The organism is Phenylobacterium sp., from assembly GCF_004799515.1.
Taxonomy (GTDB): Bacteria; Pseudomonadota; Alphaproteobacteria; order Caulobacterales; family Caulobacteraceae; genus Phenylobacterium.
The window spans coordinates 153,358-175,659 of the sequence record NZ_SSMX01000054.1 but is presented as its reverse complement, the minus strand read 5'-3'; the positions used below and the strand labels follow the sequence as shown (position 1 = coordinate 175,659).

28 protein-coding genes are annotated in these 22,302 nt (G+C 70.5%); 13 read left to right on the top strand and 15 right to left on the bottom strand.

The window, feature by feature from the left end; translation table 11 throughout:
- Positions 1-5 precede the first annotated feature (5 nt).
- Positions 6-833: an enoyl-ACP reductase gene (locus E8A49_RS22255; RefSeq protein WP_293386488.1), complete on the bottom strand. Its 828-nt coding sequence runs from the start codon at positions 831-833 to the stop codon at positions 6-8.
- A gap of 127 nt (positions 834-960) precedes the next feature.
- Here E8A49_RS22255 and E8A49_RS22250 point away from each other — a divergent pair, with 127 nt between their 5' ends.
- On the top strand, positions 961-2,751 hold the full coding sequence (locus E8A49_RS22250) for a chloride channel protein (protein WP_293386487.1): 1,791 nt from the start codon (positions 961-963) through the stop codon (positions 2,749-2,751).
- Between the two features lie 34 nt (positions 2,752-2,785).
- Here E8A49_RS22250 and fabB read toward each other — a convergent pair whose 3' ends face one another.
- From fabB to E8A49_RS22235, 3 genes are all read right to left on the bottom strand, one after another.
- The gene (gene fabB, locus E8A49_RS22245) at positions 2,786-3,997 is read right to left on the bottom strand and encodes a beta-ketoacyl-ACP synthase I (RefSeq protein ID WP_293386486.1); all 1,212 of its coding nucleotides are present in this window, start codon (positions 3,995-3,997) and stop codon (positions 2,786-2,788) included.
- Positions 3,998-4,008: 11 nt separating this feature from the next.
- Positions 4,009-4,524: a 3-hydroxyacyl-[acyl-carrier-protein] dehydratase FabA gene (fabA, locus tag E8A49_RS22240; RefSeq protein ID WP_293386485.1), complete on the bottom strand. Its 516-nt coding sequence runs from the start codon at positions 4,522-4,524 to the stop codon at positions 4,009-4,011.
- A 77-nt stretch (positions 4,525-4,601) separates the two neighbouring features.
- Positions 4,602-5,141 carry an SH3 domain-containing protein gene (locus E8A49_RS22235; protein WP_293386484.1) on the bottom strand — a complete coding sequence of 180 codons (540 nt, stop codon included), beginning with the start codon at positions 5,139-5,141 and terminating at the stop codon, positions 4,602-4,604.
- Positions 5,142-5,267: 126 nt separating this feature from the next.
- On the opposite strand from E8A49_RS22235, the gene E8A49_RS22230 reads away from it, so the two are divergent.
- Positions 5,268-6,254 (top strand): D-glycerate dehydrogenase, encoded by a 987-nt coding sequence (locus E8A49_RS22230; protein ID WP_293386483.1) that lies wholly within the window; start codon positions 5,268-5,270, stop codon positions 6,252-6,254.
- Positions 6,255-6,308: 54 nt separating this feature from the next.
- Here the strand turns inward: E8A49_RS22230 and E8A49_RS22225 are convergent, their stop codons facing one another.
- Together E8A49_RS22225 and moeB are read right to left on the bottom strand one after the other, a co-directional pair.
- Positions 6,309-6,965, bottom strand: a complete 657-nt coding sequence (locus tag E8A49_RS22225; protein ID WP_293386482.1) for an O-methyltransferase — start codon at positions 6,963-6,965, stop codon at positions 6,309-6,311.
- Positions 6,965-7,708: a molybdopterin-synthase adenylyltransferase MoeB gene (moeB, locus tag E8A49_RS22220; protein WP_293386481.1), complete on the bottom strand. Its 744-nt coding sequence runs from the start codon at positions 7,706-7,708 to the stop codon at positions 6,965-6,967. The genes E8A49_RS22225 and moeB overlap by 1 nt, the downstream gene beginning before the upstream one ends.
- Before the next feature lie 96 nt (positions 7,709-7,804).
- Here moeB and E8A49_RS22215 point away from each other — a divergent pair, with 96 nt between their 5' ends.
- Positions 7,805-8,674: a DUF4440 domain-containing protein gene (locus tag E8A49_RS22215; protein ID WP_293386480.1), complete on the top strand. Its 870-nt coding sequence runs from the start codon at positions 7,805-7,807 to the stop codon at positions 8,672-8,674.
- On the opposite strand, the gene E8A49_RS22210 is transcribed toward E8A49_RS22215, so the two are convergent.
- A complete protein-coding gene (locus E8A49_RS22210) occupies positions 8,675-9,148 on the bottom strand; it encodes a DUF2244 domain-containing protein (RefSeq protein ID WP_293386479.1) in 474 nt (157 codons plus the stop codon).
- Positions 9,149-9,216: 68 nt separating this feature from the next.
- On the opposite strand from E8A49_RS22210, the gene nth reads away from it, so the two are divergent.
- The 9 genes from nth to E8A49_RS22165 all read left to right on the top strand — a co-directional run bounded on the left by nth (position 9,217) and on the right by E8A49_RS22165 (position 15,394).
- Entirely contained in the window at positions 9,217-9,936 is a 720-nt protein-coding gene (gene nth / locus E8A49_RS22205; RefSeq protein WP_293386478.1) for an endonuclease III, read from the top strand.
- A complete protein-coding gene (gcvA, locus tag E8A49_RS22200) occupies positions 9,933-10,847 on the top strand; it encodes a transcriptional regulator GcvA (RefSeq protein WP_293386477.1) in 915 nt (304 codons plus the stop codon). The genes nth and gcvA overlap by 4 nt, the downstream gene beginning before the upstream one ends.
- A 94-nt stretch (positions 10,848-10,941) precedes the next feature.
- Entirely contained in the window at positions 10,942-11,094 is a 153-nt protein-coding gene (locus E8A49_RS22195; RefSeq protein WP_293386476.1) for a hypothetical protein, read from the top strand.
- Positions 11,095-11,358: 264 nt separating this feature from the next.
- The gene (locus E8A49_RS22190) at positions 11,359-12,351 is read left to right on the top strand and encodes an adenosine kinase (protein WP_293386475.1); all 993 of its coding nucleotides are present in this window, start codon (positions 11,359-11,361) and stop codon (positions 12,349-12,351) included.
- Complete coding sequence (gene hisB / locus E8A49_RS22185; RefSeq protein WP_293386474.1) at positions 12,348-12,938, top strand: imidazoleglycerol-phosphate dehydratase HisB; 591 nt, start codon at positions 12,348-12,350, stop codon at positions 12,936-12,938. Before E8A49_RS22190 ends, hisB begins: the two co-directional genes overlap by 4 nt.
- An 11-nt stretch (positions 12,939-12,949) precedes the next feature.
- Positions 12,950-13,585, top strand: coding sequence for an imidazole glycerol phosphate synthase subunit HisH (gene hisH, locus E8A49_RS22180; RefSeq protein ID WP_293386473.1), 636 nt, complete (start codon positions 12,950-12,952; stop codon positions 13,583-13,585).
- Entirely contained in the window at positions 13,582-14,304 is a 723-nt protein-coding gene (gene hisA, locus E8A49_RS22175; protein WP_293386472.1) for a 1-(5-phosphoribosyl)-5-[(5-phosphoribosylamino)methylideneamino]imidazole-4-carboxamide isomerase, read from the top strand. The genes hisH and hisA overlap by 4 nt, the downstream gene beginning before the upstream one ends.
- A 2-nt stretch (positions 14,305-14,306) precedes the next feature.
- The gene (hisF, locus tag E8A49_RS22170) at positions 14,307-15,074 is read left to right on the top strand and encodes an imidazole glycerol phosphate synthase subunit HisF (RefSeq protein ID WP_366928849.1); all 768 of its coding nucleotides are present in this window, start codon (positions 14,307-14,309) and stop codon (positions 15,072-15,074) included.
- Entirely contained in the window at positions 15,071-15,394 is a 324-nt protein-coding gene (locus E8A49_RS22165; protein WP_293386470.1) for a phosphoribosyl-ATP diphosphatase, read from the top strand. The genes hisF and E8A49_RS22165 overlap by 4 nt, the downstream gene beginning before the upstream one ends.
- A 13-nt stretch (positions 15,395-15,407) precedes the next feature.
- Here E8A49_RS22165 and E8A49_RS22160 read toward each other — a convergent pair whose 3' ends face one another.
- The 3 genes from E8A49_RS22160 to timA all read right to left on the bottom strand — a co-directional run bounded on the left by E8A49_RS22160 (position 15,408) and on the right by timA (position 17,692).
- Positions 15,408-15,923 carry a Smr/MutS family protein gene (locus tag E8A49_RS22160; RefSeq protein ID WP_293386469.1) on the bottom strand — a complete coding sequence of 172 codons (516 nt, stop codon included), beginning with the start codon at positions 15,921-15,923 and terminating at the stop codon, positions 15,408-15,410.
- Positions 15,920-16,804 carry an MltA domain-containing protein gene (locus tag E8A49_RS22155; RefSeq protein ID WP_366928848.1) on the bottom strand — a complete coding sequence of 295 codons (885 nt, stop codon included), beginning with the start codon at positions 16,802-16,804 and terminating at the stop codon, positions 15,920-15,922. The genes E8A49_RS22160 and E8A49_RS22155 overlap by 4 nt, the downstream gene beginning before the upstream one ends.
- 273 nt (positions 16,805-17,077) lie before the next feature.
- Positions 17,078-17,692, bottom strand: a complete 615-nt coding sequence (gene timA / locus E8A49_RS22150; RefSeq protein ID WP_293386540.1) for a TIM44-related membrane protein TimA — start codon at positions 17,690-17,692, stop codon at positions 17,078-17,080.
- A gap of 171 nt (positions 17,693-17,863) precedes the next feature.
- Here timA and secB point away from each other — a divergent pair, with 171 nt between their 5' ends.
- Positions 17,864-18,355, top strand: coding sequence for a protein-export chaperone SecB (gene secB / locus E8A49_RS22145; RefSeq protein ID WP_293386467.1), 492 nt, complete (start codon positions 17,864-17,866; stop codon positions 18,353-18,355).
- A 6-nt stretch (positions 18,356-18,361) separates the two neighbouring features.
- On the opposite strand, the gene dnaQ is transcribed toward secB, so the two are convergent.
- From dnaQ to E8A49_RS22120, 5 genes are read right to left on the bottom strand one after another with little or no spacing between them, the layout of a single operon-like run.
- Positions 18,362-19,066 carry a DNA polymerase III subunit epsilon gene (gene dnaQ, locus E8A49_RS22140; protein ID WP_293386466.1) on the bottom strand — a complete coding sequence of 235 codons (705 nt, stop codon included), beginning with the start codon at positions 19,064-19,066 and terminating at the stop codon, positions 18,362-18,364.
- A gap of 30 nt (positions 19,067-19,096) precedes the next feature.
- The gene (coaE, locus tag E8A49_RS22135) at positions 19,097-19,720 is read right to left on the bottom strand and encodes a dephospho-CoA kinase (protein WP_293386465.1); all 624 of its coding nucleotides are present in this window, start codon (positions 19,718-19,720) and stop codon (positions 19,097-19,099) included.
- The gene (locus E8A49_RS22130; protein WP_293386464.1) at positions 19,717-20,604 is read right to left on the bottom strand and encodes a shikimate dehydrogenase; all 888 of its coding nucleotides are present in this window, start codon (positions 20,602-20,604) and stop codon (positions 19,717-19,719) included. Before E8A49_RS22130 ends, coaE begins: the two co-directional genes overlap by 4 nt.
- Positions 20,601-21,194: a Maf family protein gene (locus tag E8A49_RS22125; protein WP_293386463.1), complete on the bottom strand. Its 594-nt coding sequence runs from the start codon at positions 21,192-21,194 to the stop codon at positions 20,601-20,603. Before E8A49_RS22125 ends, E8A49_RS22130 begins: the two co-directional genes overlap by 4 nt.
- Positions 21,191-22,042 (bottom strand): pyruvate, water dikinase regulatory protein, encoded by an 852-nt coding sequence (locus tag E8A49_RS22120; RefSeq protein WP_293386462.1) that lies wholly within the window; start codon positions 22,040-22,042, stop codon positions 21,191-21,193. The genes E8A49_RS22125 and E8A49_RS22120 overlap by 4 nt, the downstream gene beginning before the upstream one ends.
- Between the last annotated feature and the right edge of the window lie 260 nt (positions 22,043-22,302).

The window sequence follows — 22,302 nt, the reverse complement described above, 5'->3', positions numbered from 1 at the left end:
GGGGCTCAGCCTTCCCCGGCCGGGGCCTCGTCCTCGCGGAAGCCCATGATGTGGAAGCCGGCGTCGACGTGGATCACCTCGCCGGTGGTCGAAAGGCCGAGGTCCGACAGCAGCCACAGCGCCGCGCCCGCGACGCCTTCCATGGCGGTGTCTTCCTGCATGGCTGACAGCGCCCGACCCTTGGCCAGCATGCCGCGCCCGCCGGAGATCCCGGCCAGCGACAGGGTCTTCATCGCCCCCGGCGACAGCGCGTTGACCCGGATGCCCCTGGGGCCGAGGTCACGGGCGGCGTAGCGCACCGCCGCCTCCAGCGCCGCCTTGGCCACGCCCATGGTGTTGTAGTTCGGGATCGCCCGCTCCGAGCCCATGTAGGTCAAGGTGAGGATCGAGCCGCCGGTCTCCGGCATCAGCGCCGCGGCGCGCCGGGCGCAGTCCACAAAGCTGAAGGCCGAGATGTCCATGGCCCGCAGGAAGCCCTCGCGGGTGGTGTTCTCCACGAAGCTGCCCTTCAGCTCGTCCTTGTTGGCGAAGGCGATGGCGTGGAGGAAGAAGTCGATCTGGCCGAAGGCCTTCTCGACCACCGCGAAGGCCTCATCCATCGCCGCGTCGTCGGTGACGTCGACGGGCGCGAGCACCTTGACCCCGATGCTGTCGGCCAGCGGCTCGACGCGGCGCTCCATGCCGGGCAGGTGCAGGAAGGCGATCTCCGCGCCCTGGGCGGCCAGTTGGCAGGCGATGCCCCAGGCGATGGACTGGTGGTTGGCGACCCCGGTGATCACCCCGCGCTTGCCGTGCATGAGCTCGCCCTTGGGCATCTGGTAGTCTTCGGCCACGGATGCGTCTCCCTTCGCTGTCCGGTGTGCTGGCCAGGGTTGTGGCCGGGGCCGCCAGCCAAGGCAAGCAGCCAAAGCCGCTTCAATTTTGCGGCCTGGGCGGCCATACCGGGGGCCGGGAGCCGCGATGATCGACGTTTCCTTCCTGTCGCCGCCCAGGCGATGGCCGTTGCGGGTGATGGGCGCGGTGCGCCGGCGGCTGCGCACCAGCGAGCTGTGGCTGATCATGCTGTCCGTGGCGGTGGGCGCGGCGGCGGGCCTGCTCGCGGTGTTCCAGAGCCGGGTCGCGCACGGGCTGCAGAGCCTGCTCTACCACATCGGCGACGCCGACCACCTGAGCGCGGTTGCGCGGATTTCCCCGCTGAGGGCGCTCTGGCTGCCGGTCGGCGGTCTCGCGCTGGGGGTGTTCAGCTGGTTCGTCTCGCGCCGGCGCGCCGGCGGCCTGGTGGACGTGGTGGAGGCCAACGCCCTCTACGGCGGGGTGCTGGGCCTGGCCGACAGCGCCATCGTCTGCATCCAGACCATGCTGTCGAACGGGGTCGGCGCCTCCGTGGGACTTGAGGCGGCCTACGCCCAGGCCGGCGGGGCGGCGGCGTCCTTCGCGGGCGGGCGGTTGAAGGTGCGCCGCCATGACATGCGCATCCTGGTGGGCGCGGGCGCCGGCGCGGCGATCGGGGCGGCGTTCGGGGCGCCGCTCACCGGCGCCTTCTACGCCTTCGAGATCGTCATCGGCTCCTACACCCCCTCGGCCATCGCCCCGGTGGCGGCCGCCTGCCTTACGGCGGTGTTGGCCGCCAAGGGCGCCGGCGGCTTGCCCTATTCCATCGAGATCAAGACCCAGAAGGCGCCCGACATCGTGGGCTACGCCCTCTATTCCGGCCTGGGCCTGATCTCGGCCCTGGTCGGCGTGGCGATCATGCGCCTGGTGGCGGGCGTCGAGCGACTGGTGCGCCGCTCGCCGATCCCGCAGGCGCTCAGGCCGATGATCGGCGGCTTCCTGCTGGCTGGCCTGGCCATCGTCTCGCCGCAGACCCTCTCGGCCGGGCACGGCGCCCTGCATTTGGACCTGGCGGTCGGCATGCCATTGGCCATCCTGGCCCTGGTCCTGCTCTTGAAGACCACCGCCTCGGTGGTGTCCTTGGGGTTCGGCTTCCGCGGCGGCCTGTTCTTCGCCTCCCTGTTCCTCGGGTCTCTGCTGGGCCAGATCTACGCGGGCCTGGCCGACCTGACGCCGCTCGCCGAGAAGCTGTCGCCGGAGAACGCCGCCCTGGTGGGCATGGGCGCGCTCGCGGTCTCCATCGTCGGCGGACCCCTGACCATGAGCTTCCTGGTGCTGGAGACCACCGGCGACTTCGGCATCGCCGCGGCCGCCCTCTGCGCGGCCCTGATCGCATCCACGGTGGTGCGCGAGCGGTTCGGCTATTCCTTCTCCACCTGGCGATTGCACCTGCGCGGCGAGACCATCCGCAGCGCCCGCGACATCGGCTGGATGCGCAGCCTGACCGCCGAGCGGATGATGCGTCCCGACGCGCAGAGCGTCGCCGCGGCCACCCGCATCGAGGCCTTCCGCCAGCGTTTCCCGCTGGGCTCGACCTCCCGGGTGATCCTGCTGGACGAAGAGGCCCGCTACGCCGGCATGCTGGTCACCGCCGACGCCTTCGCCGAGGGGCTGGACCCGCAGGCGGCGGTGGCGACCCTGGCCAAGAACGCGGGCCTGGCGCTGTCGCCGGACATGAACATCGGGGCGGTGATGCATATCTTCGAAGAATCGAACGCCGACGAGCTGGCCGTGGTCGACGCCGAGCGGCATGTGCTGGGTCTGCTGGCCGAGTCCTATGTGGCCCGCCGCTACGCCCACGAGCTGGAGCGCCAGCAGCTCGACCTCTACGGGGAAAGGGCCGAGGCCGAAAAGGCCTAGGACCTTCGCCATCACCAGGCGCCCGCCCGGCGCGCTAAACGCGCGCCATCACAAGGCAGCCGTTAGTCCCGCCGAAGCCGAAGGAGTTGCTCATCACCGTCTCGAGCGGCCGGTCGACGCGCTCGCGCAGGATCGGCAGGTCGGCGAAGGCGGGATCGAGGTTGTCGATATTGGCGCTCTCGGCGGCGAAGCCGTTGTTCATCATCAGGAGGCAGTAGATCGCCTCCTGCGCCCCCGCCGCGCCCAGGCTGTGGCCGGTCAGCGACTTGGTGGACGAGATCAGCGGCGGCTTGTCGCCGAACACCTGGCGCACCGCCTCCATCTCCCGCTCGTCGCCCACCGGCGTCGAGGTGCCATGCGGGTTCAGGTAGTCGATGGTCCGGCCGCCGGTGGTGGCCAGGGCCAGCTTCATGCAGCGCACCGCGCCTTCGCCGGACGGGGCGACCATGTCGTAGCCGTCGGAGTTGGCGGCGTAGCCGATGATCTCGCCATAGATCTTGGCCCCGCGGGCCTTGGCGCGCTCGTATTCCTCCAGCACCACGATCGCGCCGCCGCCGGCGATCACGAAGCCGTCGCGGTCGACATCGTAGGCCCGGCTGGCCACCGCCGGGCGGTCGTTGAACTTCGAGCTCATAGCGCCCATGGCGTCGAACATGACGCTCAAGGTCCAGTCCAGCTCCTCGACGCCGCCGGCGAAGACCACGTCCTGCTTGCCCATCAGGATCTGCTCGTAGCCGACGCCGATGCAGTGGGCCGAGGTGGCGCAGGCCGAGGAGATGGAGAAGTTCAGCCCCTTGATCTTGAACCAGGTGGCCAGCACCGCCGAGGCGCCGGAACTCATCGCCTTGGGCACCGCGAAGGGGCCGACCCGCTTGGGGCCCTTGGTCTTGGTGATCTCGGCGGCGTCGACGATGGCCCGCGTGGAGGGTCCGCCCGAGCCCACCACCAGGCCGGTCATCTCGTGGCTGACCTCCGCCTCGGTCAGGCCGGAATCGGCGATGGCCTGCTCCATGGCGATATGGCCAAAGGCCGTGCCCTGGGCCAGGAACCGCGCCGCGCGGCGGTCGACCATGGATTCCCAGTCGATCTGCGGGGCGGCATGCACCTGGCAGCGGAAGCCCAGCTCGGCGTACTCCGGCGCGGCGGTGACGCCGGACTTCGCGTCACGCAACGACGCCAGCACCTCGTTGGCGTTGTTGCCAATCGAGGAGACGATGCCCATTCCGGTGACGACGACGCGGCGCATGCCCGGGGTCCTCACGTCCTCTGATACAGGCCGACGCGCAGGTCGGCCGCCGTATAGATGGGCTTTCCGTCAGCTTCCAAAACCCCGTCGCCGATCCCCATCACCAACCGGCGGTTGATCACCCGCTTCATTTCGATCTTGTACGTGACCTTTTTAATCGCGGGCGTCACTTCGCCGGCGAACGACACGTCGCCGCAGCCCAGGGCGCGGCCACGGCCCTTCCCGCCGATCCAGCCCAGGTAGAAGCCGACCAGTTGCCAGAGCGCATCCAGGCCCAGGCTGCCGGGCATGACCGGGTCGCCCAGGAAGTGACAATCGAAGAACCAGAGGTCGGGGCGGATGTCGAATTCGGCCTCGATGTAGCCCTTGCCGTGAGCGCCGCCGTCATTGTTGATGGTGATGATGCGGTCGAACAGCAGCATCGGCGGGGCCGGCAGCTGGGCGTTGCCCGGCCCGAACATCTCGCCGCGGGCGCAGCTCATCAGCTCTTCGAACCCGTAGTGACCCTTGGCCTGGAAGTCCGTCATCAAGATCCTGTCCGTCTGCGAACCTTCGGCCTAGCAGAGGCCGGCGGCCCGCTCAATGCAGCGCCTGGGCCACGGCCCTAGGGCGCCGAGGCCCGGCACTGGGGCGTATCGGCGGTCCCCCAGAGCGCGCCCTCGCGCACCCAGCCCGAGGCGCGGTCGGCCTTCACCTTGCACCAGCCCTTGTCGCAGCGGTCCAACGCCGCCAGCGCGTGGGGGTTCAAGAAGGCCGCCGCGCTGAAGCCGTCCTTGGGCCGTTTCAGCAGCGGCACCGCCTGGGCGGCGGTGTTCATGGTCATGCGCCGTCCGTCGGTGACGCGCTTGTGCACCCAGGCGAGCGTGCCTTCCGGGTCGCAGACGCGGCGCCACTCGCTGGTCTCGGCCACCACCTGCAGCGGCAAGCCGCGCACCTTGTAGACGAACAGGAGCTTGTGGTCGTCGCCGGGGCCGGCGCGGGCGTTCACCTGGCCGAACTTCAGGGAGACGTAGCGCGGCACCGGCATGCCCGAGGGCGTCTGGCGCTCGGACGCCGGCTGGGCGGCCTGCGCGCCGCCCGAAAGCGCCCCCGAAAGCGCCAGGCTGGCGGCGAGGACCAACGCCGCGCGTTTCAACAACCGCACGCCCCGCCTCGCCAAATCCCGCGCCTCGCCTTGGCCGCCCATGGAGCCTTTGCTAGAGGTTGCCTGACCGAAAGACGCGCCGGACCGCCGACGCGATGAACATCCCTCCACTTATCCAAGCCGAGCATGGCCGCCCGCAAGCCGAAAGTCATCGTCACGCGCAAACTCCCGGGTCCCGTGGAGACGCGGATGCGTGAGTTGTTCAACACAGAGCTCAACGACACGGACGAGCCCCTGAGCCGCGCCCAGCTGGCCGATGCGCTGAGCCGCGCCGACGTGCTGGCCCCGACCATCACCGACAAGATCGACGCGGCCTTGCTGGAAAAGGCCGGCCCGCAGTTGAAGCTGATCGCCAATTTCGGGGTGGGCATCGACCACGTCGACGTGGCCGCCGCCAACGCCCGCGGCATCACCGTCACCAACACGCCGGGCGTGCTCACCGAGGACACCGCGGACCTGACCATGGCGCTGATCATGGCGGTGGCCCGGCGGATCGTCGAAGGCGCCGAGGTCACCCAGGCCGGCGGCTTCCACGGCTGGACGCCCACCTGGATGATGGGCCACCGGATCACGGGCAAGCGGCTGGGGATCATCGGCATGGGCCGGATCGGCCAAGCTGTGGCCCGCCGCGCCAAGGCCTTCGGCCTGCAGATCCACTACCACAACCGCAAGCCCGTCAGCCCGCGCATCGCCGAGGAGCTGGAGGCGACCTACTGGGACAGCCTGGACCAGATGCTGGCGCGGATGGACATCGTCTCGGTCCACTCGCCGCACACTCCGGCCACCTATCACCTGCTGTCCGCCCGGCGGCTGAAGCTCCTGCAGCCGCACGCCATCCTGATCAACACCGCCCGCGGCGAGATCATCGACGAGACGGCGCTGGCTGAACTGCTGCGCGACGGGGCCATCGCCGGCGCGGGCCTCGACGTCTTCGAGTTCGAGCCGAAGATCAATCCGAAGCTCCTGGGCCTGCCCAACGCGGTCCTGCTGCCCCACCTGGGCTCGGCCACCATCGAAGGCCGCATCGACATGGGCGAGAAGGTGATCATCAACATCCGCACCTGGATGGACGGCCACAAGCCGCCCGACCGGGTGATCCCCTCGATGATGTGACCGCGCAGCGAGTCAACCCCGCGAACGCGGGGAACCGGACAACCCGAACGCCCCCTAACCGTTCACCCGGATCAGGCAGAAGCCGTCCCAGCCCTTGGAGCCTACCGTCTGCACCGCCGTCGCGCTGACCCCGGGTTCGGCGGCGATCATCTGCATCATCCGCCGGATGCCCTGGACGTTGGCGTCGCCCTTCGGGTCGGTCACCGCGCCGCCGCGCACCACATTATCGACCACGATCAGCGATCCCGGCCGGGTTAGCTTCAGCGCCCAGGCGAAATAGTCGGGATTGCTCGACTTGTCGGCGTCGACGAACACGAAGTCGAAGGGCGCCTCATCGGCGAGGCCGGGCAGCAGGTCGATCCCGCGGCCCACGCGGACCTCGACCTGGCCGCCCAGACCGGCGCGGGCGATGTTCCCCCGCGCCACCTCGGCGTGATGCGGATCGTACTCCAGCGAGACGAGCCGCCCCTCCGGCGACAGCGCCCGGCCCAGCCAGATGGTCGAATAGCCGCCGAGGGTTCCGATCTCCAGGATGCGGCGCGCGCCGATCGAAAGCGCCAGGAGCTGCAGCATCTTGCCCTGGTTGGGGGCGACGGCGATGGCGGGCAGGCCGGCGGCGGCGCTGGCGGCCAGGGCCTGATCGAGGACCGGGTCGTCCGGCTGCAAGGCCTCCACCAGATAGTCGTCCACGCGTGTCCAGTCCGCCGCCATCAGCCAACTCCTCCGCACACCGGGCACTCGGGATCGGCGCCCACCTTCACGGTCCGCGTCTCGGCGGCGAGCGCGTCGTAGATCAACAGCCGGCCCGCCAGCGGCGCGCCCGCGCCGGTGATCAGCTTGATCGCCTCGAGCGCCATCATCGAGCCGACCACGCCGGCGAGCGCGCCCACCACGCCCACGGCGACGCAGGTCTCGGCGTCCGGCGGGATCTCCGGCACCAGGCAGCGGTAGCAGGGCTGGCCGGCGAAGACGCCCACCTGGCCGCTCCAGCGGCCGATCGCGCCGGAGACGAGCGGCTTGCCATGCCGCACGCAGGCGGCGTTGACCTCATAGCGCACGGCGAAATCGTCCGTGCCGTCCAGCACCAGGTCGACGCCCTCACACAGTTCGTCGGCGGTCGAGGCGTCGAAGGCTCCATTGTAGCCGGCCACGAAAATGTGCGGATTGAGCGCCGCCAGCCGGTCGGCCGCGGCCTCGGCCTTTGGCCGGCCGACGTCGTCCTCGGCATAAAGCACCTGGCGCTGCAGGTTGGAGCGGTCGACCACGTCAGGATCGACCAGGATCAGGGTCCCGACCCCCGCCGCCGCCAGATAGAGCGCCGCGGGCGAGCCCAGGCCGCCGGCGCCCACGATCAGCGCGCTGGCCGCCTTCAGCTTCTGCTGGCCGGGGCCGCCCACCTCGCGCAGCACCAGGTGGCGCGCGTAGCGCTCGATCTCGACGTCGGTAAAGACCATGCGCCCATCTTGGCCTTCGGACCGCCTGGCGCAACCACCCTGGCCCGCGGCGCCCGCTTTGCGCTAGCCATAGGGACACGATCTCGGGGAGAGACCTTGCTGAAGATGTCCATGGCGATGGCCGCGCTTAGCCTGCTGGCCGCCACAACCGCCCAAGCCGCGCCGCCGGCCGCCGATCCCGCGCCGGTAGTGGCCGCCGAGCGGGCCTTCTCCGCCCGCGCCGCGGAGATCGGGGTCGCGCCCAGCTTCCTGGAATACATGACCGACGACGCGGTGATCTTCGCGCCCGACGTGGTGCTGGCGAAGGCCTTCTACGGCAAGGCGCCGCCGCCCAAGCTGCCCAGGGACGGCGGGACCCTGCTGGCCTGGTGGCCCAATTTCGCCGGGGTGGCGCGTTCCGGCGATCTCGGCTTCACCACCGGCCCCGCGACGGTCAACGGCGGCCCGCCGGGAATCTTCTATTTCACCGTCTGGGCGCGGCAGCCGGATGGCGGCTGGAAGTGGATCCTCGACAGCGGCGTCGACGCCGACGGCGGCTCGGCCCCCGGCCAGACGGCCACCCCGCTCGTCCTGCCGCCCGGGGACGCCAAGCCCATGGGCGCGGCGGCGGCGATGGATCGGGTGCGCGCCGCCGAGATGGCGCTGGCCGCCCAGGCGAAGACCGACGCCGCCGCCGCCTACAAGGCCGTGCTGGCCGCCGATGCGCGGGTGCAGGGCTCGAAGCTGGCGCCCGCCGCCGACCCCGCGGCGGTGGACAGGGAGCTGGCCACCCGGCCCAAGGCTATCGCCTTCGGTCCGATCGGCGGCAGCGCGTCCAAGGCCGGCGACCTCGCCTGGACCTTCGGCGACGCCCGCTGGGCCGGCGGCCGCGGACACTATGTGCGCGTCTGGCAGCGTCGCGCCGGCAAGTGGGCCCTGGTCTTCGACCAGATCATCGCGGTGGAAAAGGCCGACGGGAAGGGCTGATCAGCCGCGTTCGCGCCGCGCCTCCCAGATCGCCTGCTCCAGCGCCTTGGCGAACTCGCCGCGTTCGCGCGGGCTCAGCGCCTGAGCGACGGCCACTTCCTTGCCCGAAAGCCGTAGGCGCAGGCCCACCGTGCGGTCCTCTTCGCGCTCCACCGAGACACGGGTGAAGGCGGTCGGGCTTTCCCAGACCACCCGCGACCAATTGGGCGCCTCGTAGGTCACCACCACCTCGCGGGCGGTGATCGTCACCCGCTCCACCTGCCGCCCGGCCCGGTAGCTGACCAGGAAGGCCACCAGCACGGCGACCACGTCGATGCCCAGGAACGGCGGCACGAACACCGCCCCCATGTGCACGAACACCGCCGCCGAGCAGCAGTTGGCCAGGGTCACCACGGAAATCAGGACGATGAAGCCACGCTCCGAGAGCGAGCGGTGCGGCGTGATCACCGCATCCATGTAGGTCTGGCCGATCATCTGGCGGTGAAGATAGGCCCGGAAACCGCCTTGGCGGAAGAGGGCGTCACGGCCATCTTGCGCCTCCCATGGCCAAGCCCGCGTCCGTCCGAACCAAGACCGCCCAAACCCGGGCCGCCAAGCCGGCCGTCCGCAAGCGCTTGAGCCCCGCGGAACAGGCGCGCATCGCCGAGATCTTCCGCCGCTTCGAGGCGGAGGAAAGCGACCCGCGCACCGAGCTGGACTACGAAAGCCCCTTCACCCTGGTGGTCGCCGTGGCGCTGTCGGCCCAGGCCACCGATGTCTCGGTGAACAAGGCCACCGACAAGCTCTTCAAGGTCGCCGACACGCCGCAGAAGATGCTGGCCCTGGGCGAGGCCGGCCTGAAGCCGTTCATCTCCTCCATCGGCCTCTACAACATGAAGGCCAAGAACGTGATCGCCCTCTCCCGCATCCTGCTGGAGCAGTATGGCGGCGAGGTGCCGCTGACCCGCGAGGCGCTGCAGGGCCTGCCGGGCGTCGGGCGCAAGACCGCCTCGGTGGTGCTGAACGAGCTGCGCATCGAGCCGGCCATCGCCGTCGACACCCATGTCTTCCGCGTCTCCCACCGCCTGGGCCTGGCCGACGGCAAGACCCCGGACCAGGTCGAGGCGCAGCTGATGGCCATCGTCCCCGAGACGGCGAAGACCCGAGCCCACCACTGGCTGATCCTGCACGGCCGCTACGTCTGCGTGGCGCGGCGGCCGAAGTGCGAACAGTGTGTGGTGGCCGACCTCTGCCCCAGCCGGCATCTGTTCGTCAGGACATGACCGCGCGGTCGCGCCTGCCGCTCACCGGCCTGCGGGTGTTCGAGGCCGCCGCCCGGCACGAGAGCTTCCTTCGCGCCGCCGAGGAGCTGGCCATCACCCCCGGCGCGGTCAGCCGCCAGATCAAGGCCCTGGAGGCCGAGTTCAGCGTGCGCTTGTTCGAGCGGTTCAACCGCGCGGTCCGCCTCACCGACGAAGGCCGGCGGCTGGCGCTCGGCGTGGGCCAGGGCCTGGGCATCGTCGAAGAGGCGGTGGCCGAGCTGCGGAGCCCGCGCAAGGCGGTGCTGGCGGTGACCGCCATGCACTCCTTCGCGGCCCGCTGGCTGGTGCCCCGGCTGCACCTCTTCAACCAACGCTACCCGGACATCCAGGTCATGGTGGCCGCCTCGGACGCCACGGTGGATATGGTCCGCGACCGCTACGACGTGGCGATCCGTTTCGGGCGCGGGCCTTATCCCGGCTTCGTGGTCAAGAAGCTGGTGTCGCTGTTCATGTTCCCGGTCTGCAGCCCGAGGTTGCTGGATCAGACCTCGCTGAAGGTCCCCGCCGACCTGGCCAAGGTCCAGTTGCTCTCCGACGTCCGCCTGGCGCCCGGCGAGCCGCACTGGCCCGAATGGCTGGAGCTGGCCGGCGCGCCGGAGGTGGACTGGCGGCGCGGCCAACAGTTCTCCAACGTCTACCTGGCCATCGAGGCCGCCATGGCCGGCCACGGCGTGGCCCTGGCGGAGGCCGCCCTGGTGCAGGAGGAGTTGGCCTCGGGCCGGCTGATCAAGCCCTTCGATATCGAGCTGCTCAGCGACTACAGCCAATGGATCCTGACCATGCCGGAAAAGGCTGACCGCCCCGACGTCCGCCGCTTCCGCACCTGGCTGGTGGAGCAGGCCGATGCGGATGGCCTGACGCGGATCGAGTGATCTGAGCTCACCTGAACGGACAAGGTCTCCTTTGTCAGCCGGCGTTCGGTGACCTTTATTAAGGTCAATTGAAGCGCAGCCGCTGGAGGCTCAGATGAGCAAGCAAGATAGCATGTGTCCCCGGGTCGACCTGGATGACGAGCCCTTCTGGCCCGCGGTCCAGTGGGGCGCGGCGGCGATCGTCGTGCTGGGCCTGCTGCTGGTCCTGCCGGGCGTAGCCTGGCTGATGTCCCTGGTCGGAGCCTAGGCGCAGCCGCCGCCCTCCGTACAACTCCCTAAGTAAACATTCCGAATTTGCCGCGAGGGCGACGCACCTTAGCTAGACCCTCGAAGCACGCCGAACCGATCCAACCACCGGCTCCGGTCAGCTTTATGGGACGGCGAGACCCCGCAAGGGTCTCGCCGTTCGTCGTTCAGGGATCCGGCAGCCGTCCGCGCCGCCCGCGCGTTGCCGCGGCGGCCGATCTTCTGTAAGTCCGGCCCTCGCCCGCGTCCGCCTGAAAGCCCCCGAATGCCAGACCTTTACGACGTCGCCGCCATCGGCAACGCCATCGTCGATGTGATCGCCCCGGCCGACGACGCCTTCCTGGCGGCCAACAGCCTGGACAAAGGCGCCATGATGCTCGTGGACGAGGCGAGGAGCGCCGAACTCTACGGTAAGATGGCCAAGGGCGTTGAGACCTCCGGCGGCTCGGCCGGCAACACCATCGCCGGCGTCGCCAGCTTCGGCGGCAAGGCGGCCTACCTGGGCAAGGTGGCCGACGACAAGCTGGGCGAGACCTACATCCGCGACATGCGCGCCATCGGCGCCCACTTCGAGCCGACGCCCCTGGTCGGCGGCCCGGCCACGGCGGTCTCGATGATCAACGTCACTCCGGACGCCCAGCGCACCATGTGCACCTATCTGGGCGCCTCGGTGCGGTTCACCGACGCCGACGTGACGCCGGCGGTGATCGAAGGGGCGAGGATCGTCTACCTGGAGGGCTATCTGTTCGACGCCGAGGCGGCGCGGAAGGCCTTCGCCAAGGCCGCGGCCCTGGCGCGCGGCTCGGGCCGGATGCTGGCGCTGACATTGTCCGACGGCTTCGTGGTCGACCGCCATCGCGACGGCCTCCTGGGCTTCATCGAAACCCAGGTGGACCTGGTCTTCGCCAACGAGGTGGAGATCAAGTCGCTGTTCCAGACCGATAGCTTCGAAGCCGCCATGGGCGAGATCGTGCTGCGCGCCAAGATGGCCGCCGTCACCCGCAGCGAGCAGGGCTCAGTGGTCGCCACCAACGCCGAGACCTACGCCGTGCCGGCCTTCCCGGTGGAGAAAGTCGTGGACACGACCGGCGCTGGCGACCAATACGCCGCCGGGTTCATGTTCGGCCTCGCCCGCGGCCGGTCCCTGCCGGATTGCGCCCGGCTGGGCTCGCTGGCGGCGGCCGAAGTGATCTCGCACTACGGTCCGCGGCCGCAGGTCTCCCTGCAGACGCTGGCCGAGGAAAAGGGCCTCTTATGAGCCGCACAGCCGAGGTCGTCCGCAACACCAAGGAGACCCAGATCCGCGTCGCCGTGGATCTGGACGGGACCGGCGTGTCCAAGGTCTCCACCGGCATCGGCTTCTTCGACCACATGCTGGAGAGCTTCATCCGCCACGGCGGCTTCGACATCGAGGTCGAGACCAAGGGCGATCTGCACATCGACATGCACCACACGGTGGAGGACACCGGCATCGTGCTGGGCCAGGCCTTCGCCAAGGCGCTGGACGGCTTCAGGGGCGTGCGCCGCTTCGGCCACGCCTATATCCCGATGGACGAGACCCTGACGCGGGCGGCTATCGACCTCTCCAACCGGCCCTACCTGATCTGGAAGGTGGATTTCCGGACGCCGAAGGTCGGCGACATGGACACCGAGCTCTTCAAGGAGTTCCACCACGCCTTCGCCATGAACTGCGGCGCCTGTGTGCACCTGGAGACCCTCTACGGGACCAACTCGCACCACATCGCCGAGAGCGGGTTCAAGGCTCTGGCCCGGGCCCTGCGCGCCGCGGTCGAGATCGACCCCAAGACCCACGGCCACGCCCCCTCAACCAAGGGCGTGCTCTAGGAAATCCCACCATGAGCGTCGCCCTGATCAACTATGGGTCGGGCAACCTCCGCTCGGCCGAAAAGGCCCTCGTCCGCGCTGCGGCGGGGACGCAGGAGATCGTGGTCACCGACGATCCCGACATCATCGCGCGCGCCGACCGGGTCGTCCTGCCGGGCGTGGGCGCCTTCGCCGCCTGCATGTCGGCCCTGCAGGCCCGTCCTGGCGTGATCGAGGCCCTGACCGAGGCGGTCGAGGGCCGGGGCGCGCCCTTCCTCGGCATCTGTGTCGGCATGCAGCTTCTGGCGAGCCGCGGCCTGGAGTTCGGCGAGACGCCGGGCCTGGACTGGATCGCCGGCGACGTGCGCAAGCTGCAGGATGGCGGCGACCCGGCGATCAAGATCCCGCACATGGGCTGGAACGGCCTGACCGACGTCATCGACCATCCGGTCTTCGCCGGCCTGAAGAACGGGCAGACCGTCTATTTCACCCATTCCTTCGCCTTTTTCCCCAAGGACTCCGCCGACGTCGCGGCCTATGTGGAGCACGGCGAACGGTTCCCCGCCGCCGTTGCGCGCGGCAATATCGCGGGCGTTCAATTCCACCCGGAGAAATCGCAGGCCGTGGGCCTCGACCTTCTCGCCCGCTTCCTGGAGTGGCGACCGTGATCCTCTATCCCGCCATCGACCTGAAGGACGGCCAATGCGTCCGGGTGGTGCACGGCGACCTCGCCACCGCCACCGTGTTCAACGCCTCGCCCGCCGCCCAGGCCTGCGCCTGGGCCGACGGCGGCTTCCACTGGATCCATGTGGTGGACCTGAACGGAGCGGTCTCCGGCAAGGCGGTGAACCACGCGGCGGTGGAGGACATCCTGAAGGCAGTGTCCGTGCCGGTGCAGCTGGGCGGCGGCATCCGCTCCATGGCCGACATCGAGGGCTGGATCGAGGCCGGCGTCTCCCGCGTCATCCTGGGCACGGTCGCGGTCAGGGAGCCTGAGGTCGTGCGCGAGGCCGCCCGCGCCTGGCCCGAGCAAATCGCCGTCAGCGTCGACGTGCGCAAGGGCAAGGTCGCCGTCCAGGGCTGGACGGAGGATAGCGACCTCGACGCCATCACCGTGGCCAAGCGCTTCGAGGACGCCGGCGTCAGCGCCCTGATCATCACCGACATCGACCGCGACGGCACGGTGATGGGCTTCAACGTCGAGGCCTTCGGGGCCATCGCCGACGCCGTGGCGATCCCGGTGATCGCCGCCGGAGGCCTCGCTTCCGTGGATGACATCGTGCGCCTGAAGGCCCGGCCGGGCACTGAGATCGCCGGCGCCGTGCTGGGCCGAGCGCTCTACAACGGCGCGATCGTCCCGGACGCCGCCCTGAAGGCCGCCGCGTGACCTTGCGCGTGCGCGTCATCCCCTGCCTGGACGTCAAGGACGGCCGGGTGGTGAAGGGCGTGCAGTTCGTGAGCCTCCGCGACGCCGGCGATCCGGTGGAGCAGGCCCGCGCCTATGACGCCGCCGGCGCCGACGAGCTGATGTTCCTCGACATCACCGCCAGCCATGAGCACCGCGGCACGATCCTCGACGTGGTGGCCCGCACCGCCGAGGTCTGCTTCATGCCGCTGTCGGTGGGCGGCGGCATCCGCTCGGTGGACAATGCGCGCCGCCTGTTGCTGGCCGGCGCCGACAAGATCTCGATCAACACCGCCGCGGTGGAGAACCGCGACCTGATCGCCGGCTGCGCCGACGCCTTCGGCTCGCAGGCCGTGGTGGTGGCCATCGACGCCAAGCGGGTCGGCGGCCAGTGGCGCGTCTTCACCTACGGCGGGCGCACCGACACCGGGCTCGACGTCGCGCAATACGCCGCCGAGGCGGTGGAGCGCGGGGCGGGCGAGATCCTGCTCACCTCCATGGACCGCGACGGGGCCAAGACCGGCTACGACCTCGAGCTCCTGAAGGCGGTGACGGGCGCCGTCTCCGTGCCGGTGATCGCCTCGGGCGGGGCCGGGAACGCCCAGCACATGGTGGATGCGGTGACCCAGGGCGGCGCCGACGCGGTGCTGGCCGCCTCGATCTTCCACTTCGGCGAGGTCTCCATCGGCGCGGTGAAGCGCGCGCTCGCCGCCGCCGCCCTGCCGGTGCGCCTGACGGAGACCGCCGGATGAGCCGCTTCGCCGAGGTCGTGGCCCGGCTCGCCGCCGTGGTCGAAAGCCGCAAGGGCGGCGACCCGTCCGCCTCCTACACCGCCAAGCTGCTGGCCGACCCCTCGCTGGCCGCCAAGAAGCTGGGCGAAGAATCCATCGAGACGGTGATCGCGGCGACCAAGGGCCAGACCGACGCCCTGGCCGCCGAAAGCGCCGACCTGATCTACCACTGGCTCGTGGTCCTGGCCGCGGCGGGGGTCACGCTGGACGAGGTCGCCGCCAAGTTGGAGACCCGCGAAGGGACCTCGGGGCTGGCGGAGAAGGCGTCGCGAAAGCCCTGACCTCCGGTTTGAATCAGTCCCGCCCCTTCCGCTTCAGCGCCACATAGAGCGCGCCTTCGCCGCCGTGGTGGCGGGCGGCGTCGGAGAGGCCGGCGACGATGTGGGCCAGGTGCGGGGCGGCCAGCCACTCCGGCGCACGGCGCTTCAGGACGCCGTCGCCCTGCACACCCTTGCCGGTGATCACCAGGACCGCGCGGTAGCCCTCGTCCCAGGCGCGGGCGAGGAACCGCTCCAGCACCGCCCGCGCCCGATCCTGGTCCAGGCCGTGCAGGTCGAGCCGCGCGCCGATCGGATCGCGCTCCCGGGCGATGCGGTGGCGGCGGTTGGGCTCGATGCCTTCGAGGTCCTGGCGCGGCTTCGGTTTGCGCGGCGCGGGCCGGGGCGGGGCGATGCGTGCGGCGACGTCGGCCTTGGCCGCCTCGGCGGTCGCCGTCTCGATCTTCGGCGTCGCCTTGCCCGGAAGCGGATGCACCGTGGCGGCGACCAGGCCCCAGACCTTCAGGTCCTCTGGCTTGAGCGGCCGCTTCACGGGGCGTCCTTCGGGACCAGGCGGTAGAGCTTCAACGTATGGCGCACGCGCCCGGCCTCGGCCCCGGCCACCGCGCCCGCGCCGACGAAGAGGTCGGCGCGCACGTCGCCCTTGATCGCCCCGCCGGTGTCCAGCGCCAGCGCCAGGCGGCGGTAGGTCGGAAACGCGCCCGCCAGGATCGGCGCGCCGGCGTCGATCCAGTAGAGCTCGCCCATCTGGTGATAGGCCGGATCGACAGCCAGGGCCCGGCCGGCGGGCAGGGGCAGGTTGGCCGAGCCCACCGGCGGCTTGCCGTCGTCGGGCCCCAGGCGGAAGAAGGCGTAGCGCGGGTCCAGCCGCATGATGGCGGCGGCGTCAGGACCGCGGTGGGCGGAGAGCCAGGCGCGGATGGAGTCGGCGGAGACGTTGTCCGGGGCCAGCAGGCCCTTGTCGCGCATGGGGTTGGCGATGCCGACAAAGGGTCTGCCGTTGTTGCCGGCGTAGAGCGCCTTCATCCGCCCGCCGTCCTCGAAGGTCAGCACGCCGGAGCCCTGGACCTGCAGGAAGAACAGGTCCTCCGGCCGCATCCAGGCCAGCGGCTTGCCCGGCGGCAGGGCCTCGATGGCCGTGCGGTCGAGGTAGGGCTGGGCGGTGGTGTCGCCAAGATCGGCGGGTCTGGGGCGAACGGGCGCGGAGAACTCGTCGTCCGGCGCGTGGCGCGCGGGATATTCCGGGGCGAAATAGGCGGTGAGCACGCCCTCGCCATGGGCCGCCTCGGCGCGGAAGCGGGCTTCCAGGAACCGCCGAGACTGCTGGCGGTCCAGCGGCCCCAGGGCGCGGGCGTCGCGGCAAGCCTGTGCGAGACCCGGATCGCGCGCCGCGCCGCAGGTCTCGCGGAACACCGCAAGCGCCGCGGCGTGATCCTCGGCCTCCCAGCCGCGCAGAGCGGTAAGCGGCAGGAAGCGCGCGGCGGCTTCGGGCCCGGTAGGCGAGGGCGCGTTGGGTGAGGGTGGACGCGACGCCCGAGCCTCCGCCGGCGGGGCGGGAAGGCGCTCAGGCGCCGACGGAAGCGGGGCGGGCGCCGGCTTGGGTTGGCTCGCGCAGGCGGCCAGGATGAGCGCGATCAGAGCCAGCGCGACAGGCGTCGCGCCGAAACTTCGCCCCCGCACAGGCCGTCAAGCCTCGGCGGCGTCGACGTGGATGAGGGTCCAGTTGGGATCGCTGCTCTTCAGCCGCCGCTCGAAGGTCCAGAGCTCAGCGGTGCGGCGGTCTTCGACGCCCTCGCCCTCGGGGCCCTTGGTGCGGCTGCGGAACTCGGCCAGGAAACGGACGGTCAGACGGGCCAGGTCGCTGCCCACCACCTCGGCCTTCTCCAGGTCCGCGCGCGGCGGGTGGGCGAACTCGATGCTCTCGGTGCGGTTCTCGGCCTCGCGCTGGGCGATGGCGGTGTCGAAGCCGGCCATCACCGGCGCCGCGAGCAGGTTGCGCAACTGCGCCCGGTCGCCGGCGGCGAAGGCGATGACGATCATCTCGTAGGCGGTCTTGGCCCCGCCCAGGAAGCGGCCGATGTCGAAGCCCGGATCCTTGGCCTTCACCGCGGCCAAGCCCGAAAGCGCCACGCCGTCATCGGCGCCGGGCTGGGCCGCGTCGGCCGCGCGCTCCACCGGCGTGGAGGTCGCGGGCACCGCGGGGGTGTCCTCCGGCTGGCGGCCCACGCGTCGCCCCAGCACAGCATAGAGCTGGTAAAGCACGATGGCGGCGAGGCCGGCGAAGATGATCAGCTCGAGCACTTGCAACGAAGAGCCTTCCAAGGGTCCGCTTCGGGGGAAACGCGAACGCCCTATATAGACCTATGCAACGCCCGCGTCAGGGGCGGCGTTGCATCGTTCCAGGCGCCATGTTAGCCCGACCGCCCGGTAGAGACCCTCCACCGCAGTTTTCGCACGGATTTAAGCCGAACTATGACCGACATCGACGCCGGCGCGGGCGCGCCTTCCGAAGCCCTGGGCGCCGAGCAGCCGGGCATCCGCATCCTCGCCCAATTCATCCGCGACCTCTCCTTCGAGAACCCGCGGGCGCCGGAAAGCCTGCGCGGCGGCGCGGCCCAGCCGCAGATCGAGCTGGGCGTGGAGATGAACGCCCGCAGCCGCGAGGACGGCTTCTTCGAGGTCGACATCAAGCTCTCGGCCAGCGCCCGGCGCGACGACGGCCCGGTGTTCGTGGTCGAGCTGCTCTACGGCGGCGTCTTCCAGATCGCCGGCGTCCCGGCCGAGGACATGGAGCCGGTGCTGTTGATCGAGTGCCCGCGCTACCTGTTCCCCTTCGCGCGCAAGATCATCGCCGACGTCACCGCCGACGGCGGCTACCCGCCCTTCATGCTGGATCCCATCGACTTCGCCGGGGTCTATTCGGCGCGCAAGGCGCAGGAGAGCCAGCAGGCCGGCCACGCCTAGGCCGGCCTAGAGCCCGAAGCGGCTCCAAAGGTCCTCGCTCTTCACCACGCCGCGGATGAAGCCCGCGTGGCGTTCGCGTTCCGCCTCGGTGGAGCGCGGGGCCAGCGGGCGGGGCCGCTCGCCGTAGGCCCCGCGGGCCGCGGAGACAGCGGCGGTGACCATGGCCGCGGTGGTGAGCTCCAGACGCCGCTCGCGCCCGCCCTTCAGCTCCAGATAGACCGCCGCCAAGAGCTTGGCATCCACGAGGGCGCCGTGCTTCTCGCGCTCACTGAGCGAGATCTTGAAGCGCTTGCAGAGCGCATCCAGGGAATTGTGCATCCCAGGAAACCGCACCCGCGCCAGCGCCAGGGTGTCGACCCAGCGCGCCTCGTGCAGGGCGACGCGGTTCACGACGCCCAGCTCGTGGTTGATGAAGTTGCGGTCGAAGCCGGCGTTGTGGGCGATCAGCGGCGCGTCGCCGACGAAGTTCAGGAAGCGGTCGACCACATCCGGGTGCTCGAACCGCGGCTTGCCCTTCAGGAAGGCGGCCGAGAGGCCGTGCACCCGCTCGGCGTCCGGCGGCATGTCGCGGCAGGGATCGATGTAGGTGTGGAAGCTGCGCCCGGTCGGGATGAAGTCGTCGATCTCCAGGCAGGCGATTTCCACCAGCCGGTGGCCCTGGGTCGGCTCGAAGCCGGTGGTCTCGGTGTCGAGGACGATCTCGCGCGCCATGACCCTTCATGACCCGGTTCGGGGGCGGGCTCAACCAGCCGGGGTGTCGCGCCGTGACTTGAACTGTGGATCGCGCAGGGTCGCGATGATCTCGGCCACCTGGGCGCGGGCGCGCTCCAGGCCGCGGGAGGTGTCGACCACGAAGTGGGCGCGGGCGCGTTTCTCGGCGTCGGCCATCTGCTGGGCCAGGATGGCGTCGAGGCGCTCCGGCGTCATGCCGGGCCGGGCCAGCACCCGCTCGCGCTGCAGGTCGGCTGGCGCGCTCGCCACCACCACGGCGTCGACATTGGCGTGGCCGCCGGTCTCGAACAGCAAGGGAATGTCCAGCACCACCATGTCGGCGCCGTCGGCTTCCGCCTTGGCGAAGAAGCCCACCCGGTCGCGGCCGACCAACGGATGGACGATGGCGTTCAGCCGCTTCAGCGCGTCGGGCTGGCCCAGCACCGCCTGGCGCAGGGCCTCGCGGTCGACGCGGCCGCCCTTGGCCACGCCCGGGAAGGCCTCGCCCACCGGGCCGACCGCCGCGCCGCCGGTGTCGTAGAGGTCGCGCACCGCCGCGTCCGCGTCATAGACCGGCACGCCGGCGTCCCGGAACATGGCCGCCGTGGTGGACTTGCCCATGCCGATCGAGCCGGTGAGGCCGACCAGGATCACGCCGGCGCCTTCTCGCGGGCCTTCAGGGCCTCAATGCAGAGGGCGCGGACGTCGACGCCGGGCGGCGGCACGCGGCCGAAGAAGGCTTCGAAGGACGGCTCGGCCTGGCGCACCAGCATCTCCAGCCCATCGACGATGGGGTGGCCGAGCAACCTCGCCTTGGAGAGGAAGGGCGTGATCAGGGGCGTGTAGGTCATGTCCATCATCACCGCCGTCACCGGGATGCCTTCCAGCGGCAGGCTGAGCGCATCGTCGCTGGCCACGCCGACCGAGGTGGCGTTGACCACCAGGGCGGCGCCGTCGAAGGCCGCCTTGGCCTGGTCGAGCGAAAAGGCCTTCGAATTGCCGCCCACCGCGCCGGCCACAACCTCGGCGCGCGCGAGGGTGCGGTTGACCAGCCTGACCTCGGGCGCGCCGGCCATGATCAGGGCCGAGGCCGCGCCCCGCGCCGCGCCGCCCGCGCCCATCACCACCGCCGGGCCGGCCTTGGGGTCGAACCCCGTCACCTGTGCGGCGATGGCGCCCAGGAGGCCCAGGCCGTCGACGTTGTCGGCGACGATGGAGCCATCCTCGTTGAAGATCAGCAGGTTGGCCGCGCCCGCCCGCTCGGCCCGCTCGCCGACCTCATGGGCGACGCCGAGCGCGGCTTCCTTGAAGGGCAGGGTGACGTTCAGGCCGCGCACGGCCCCGCCCCGCAGCCCTTCGGCGAAGTGGCTGAAGCGGTCGGCCGGCGGGTTGAACGGCACATAGACCGCGTCGATCCCGGCGGCCTCGATCCAGGCGTTGTGGATGATCGGGCTGAGCGAATGGCCGACGGGCGAGCCGGCGACGCCCGCGACCGCGGTCGCGCCTGTGATCTGTCGGTAGCTGTTGGATAGGGTCATGCGCTGAGAACGCCCCGTTCGCGCAGCAGGTCCAGCAACCCGAGCAGCGGCAGGCCGAGGATCGCGAAATAGTCGCCGTCGATGCGGGAAAACAACTGCACGCCCATGCCTTCCAGCCGGTAGCAGCCGACCGAGCCCAGGGCCGCCTCGCCCTCGGCGGCCAGGTATGCCTCGAGGAATTCGTCGGAGAAATCGCGCATGGTGAGGGTCGCGCTCTCGGTGACGCGCCAGATCAGCTCCGCGCCTTGCGACACCACCACGGCCGAATGCAGCTGATGGGGCTTGCCGCGCAGGGCCCGCAGGCGATCGCGGGCCGCCTCCAGGGTCTCCACCTTGTCATAGAGCCGGCCGTCGAGGTCGAGGGTCTGGTCGGCGCCGATCACCAGGCCTGGCCGGTCCGCCGAAACCGCCAGCGCCTTGCGCGCGGCCAGGGCCTTGGCGATCTCGCGCGGCCCCGCGCCCTCGGCCAGGAGCTCAGCCTTCACCGCATCCTCGTCCACGCCGGAGCCGGCGGCGTCATAGGGCACGCCCGCGCCATCCAGCACCGCGCGCCGGGCCGCGCTCTTCGAGGCCAGCGTCAGCAGCGTCACCCCAGCACCTCGACCTGGCCGTGGCCGCCGTGCAGCAGGTTCATCACCGCCGCGGCGGTCTCCTCGACCGAACGGCGGGTCACATCGATCACCGGCCAGCCCTGGCGCTCGTAGAGCCGGCGGGCCTGGACGATCTCGTCGCGCACCGCGTCCACGTCGATGTAGGTCGACTCGCGGTTCTCCTTGAGACTGAGGAGGCGGTTGCGGCGGATCTGGATCAGCCGGTCGGGGGAGATCGACAGGCCGACGATCAGGGTGGATTTCAGGTTGTAGAGGCTGTCGGGGATCGGCCGGCCCGGCACCAGCGGCACATTGCCGGCCCGCACTCCGCGATGCGCCAGATAGATGCAGGTGGGCGTCTTCGACGTGCGCGAGACGCCCACCAGGATCACGTCGGCCTGCTCCAGGTCCTGGCCGCCCTGGCCGTCGTCGTGGCCGATGGCGTAGTTCAGCGCGTCCATGCGGTTGAAGTAGTCGTTGTCCAGCCGCAGGTGCGCGCCGACCCGGGTGGTGGTGGAATAGCCGAGGTAGCGGCTCATGGCCGAGACCAGCGGGTCCAGCGCCGGGATGCAAGGCATGTCCAGCTTGCGGCAGCCTTCCTCCAGCGCCTCGCGCAGGCCGTCGTCGACGATAGTGTGCATGACGACGCCCGGCGCCTCCTCGATGTCGCCGAGCGCGCGGTCGAGCTGCCGCTGCGAACGCACCAGGGCGTAGATGTGCTCGATGGGTAGGACGTTGTCGAAGCGGGCGCAGACCGCGCGTGCCATGGCGTTCAGGGTCTCGCCGGTGGAATCCGAGACCAAGTGGACGTGGAAGTAGGTGGCGAGCCGGGGCGTAGGCGTGGTCACGGGCGGCCTTCGGAAAGAGGGATCGGAAATATCCCTGAGGACGAAGCTGGGGACGAATGCTGTGAGCAGTCTTAGCGAAGCCCGGGACGAATGGGGAGGAGATCGCGTTTGTGACGGTCCGGGCCCGGAGGCGGTGGACCGGCGGGGAGGAAATGGGCTGTTAACCCTTCCTTAACCCACATGGCCGGCCCGCGGGTATGGCCGAAGTCCAACCCATCGACAGGCTCGGGACGGACGCCACAATCCCGCGGCCATACCGT

Coding starts and splice junctions, on each gene's coding strand:
- E8A49_RS22250 (WP_293386487.1), top strand. CDS start 961: ATGATCGACGTTTCCTTCCTGTCGCCGCCCAGGCGATGGCCGTTGCGG.
- fabB (WP_293386486.1), bottom strand. CDS start 3,997: ATGCGCCGCGTCGTCGTCACCGGAATGGGCATCGTCTCCTCGATTGGC.
- fabA (WP_293386485.1), bottom strand. CDS start 4,524: ATGACGGACTTCCAGGCCAAGGGTCACTACGGGTTCGAAGAGCTGATG.
- E8A49_RS22230 (WP_293386483.1), top strand. CDS start 5,268: ATGGCCGCCCGCAAGCCGAAAGTCATCGTCACGCGCAAACTCCCGGGT.
- E8A49_RS22225 (WP_293386482.1), bottom strand. CDS start 6,965: ATGGCGGCGGACTGGACACGCGTGGACGACTATCTGGTGGAGGCCTTG.
- moeB (WP_293386481.1), bottom strand. CDS start 7,708: ATGGTCTTTACCGACGTCGAGATCGAGCGCTACGCGCGCCACCTGGTG.
- E8A49_RS22210 (WP_293386479.1), bottom strand. CDS start 9,148: ATGATCGGCCAGACCTACATGGATGCGGTGATCACGCCGCACCGCTCG.
- nth (WP_293386478.1), top strand. CDS start 9,217: ATGGCCAAGCCCGCGTCCGTCCGAACCAAGACCGCCCAAACCCGGGCC.
- gcvA (WP_293386477.1), top strand. CDS start 9,933: ATGACCGCGCGGTCGCGCCTGCCGCTCACCGGCCTGCGGGTGTTCGAG.
- E8A49_RS22195 (WP_293386476.1), top strand. CDS start 10,942: ATGAGCAAGCAAGATAGCATGTGTCCCCGGGTCGACCTGGATGACGAG.
- E8A49_RS22190 (WP_293386475.1), top strand. CDS start 11,359: ATGCCAGACCTTTACGACGTCGCCGCCATCGGCAACGCCATCGTCGAT.
- hisB (WP_293386474.1), top strand. CDS start 12,348: ATGAGCCGCACAGCCGAGGTCGTCCGCAACACCAAGGAGACCCAGATC.
- hisH (WP_293386473.1), top strand. CDS start 12,950: ATGAGCGTCGCCCTGATCAACTATGGGTCGGGCAACCTCCGCTCGGCC.
- E8A49_RS22165 (WP_293386470.1), top strand. CDS start 15,071: ATGAGCCGCTTCGCCGAGGTCGTGGCCCGGCTCGCCGCCGTGGTCGAA.
- secB (WP_293386467.1), top strand. CDS start 17,864: ATGACCGACATCGACGCCGGCGCGGGCGCGCCTTCCGAAGCCCTGGGC.
- dnaQ (WP_293386466.1), bottom strand. CDS start 19,066: ATGGCGCGCGAGATCGTCCTCGACACCGAGACCACCGGCTTCGAGCCG.
- E8A49_RS22130 (WP_293386464.1), bottom strand. CDS start 20,604: ATGACCCTATCCAACAGCTACCGACAGATCACAGGCGCGACCGCGGTC.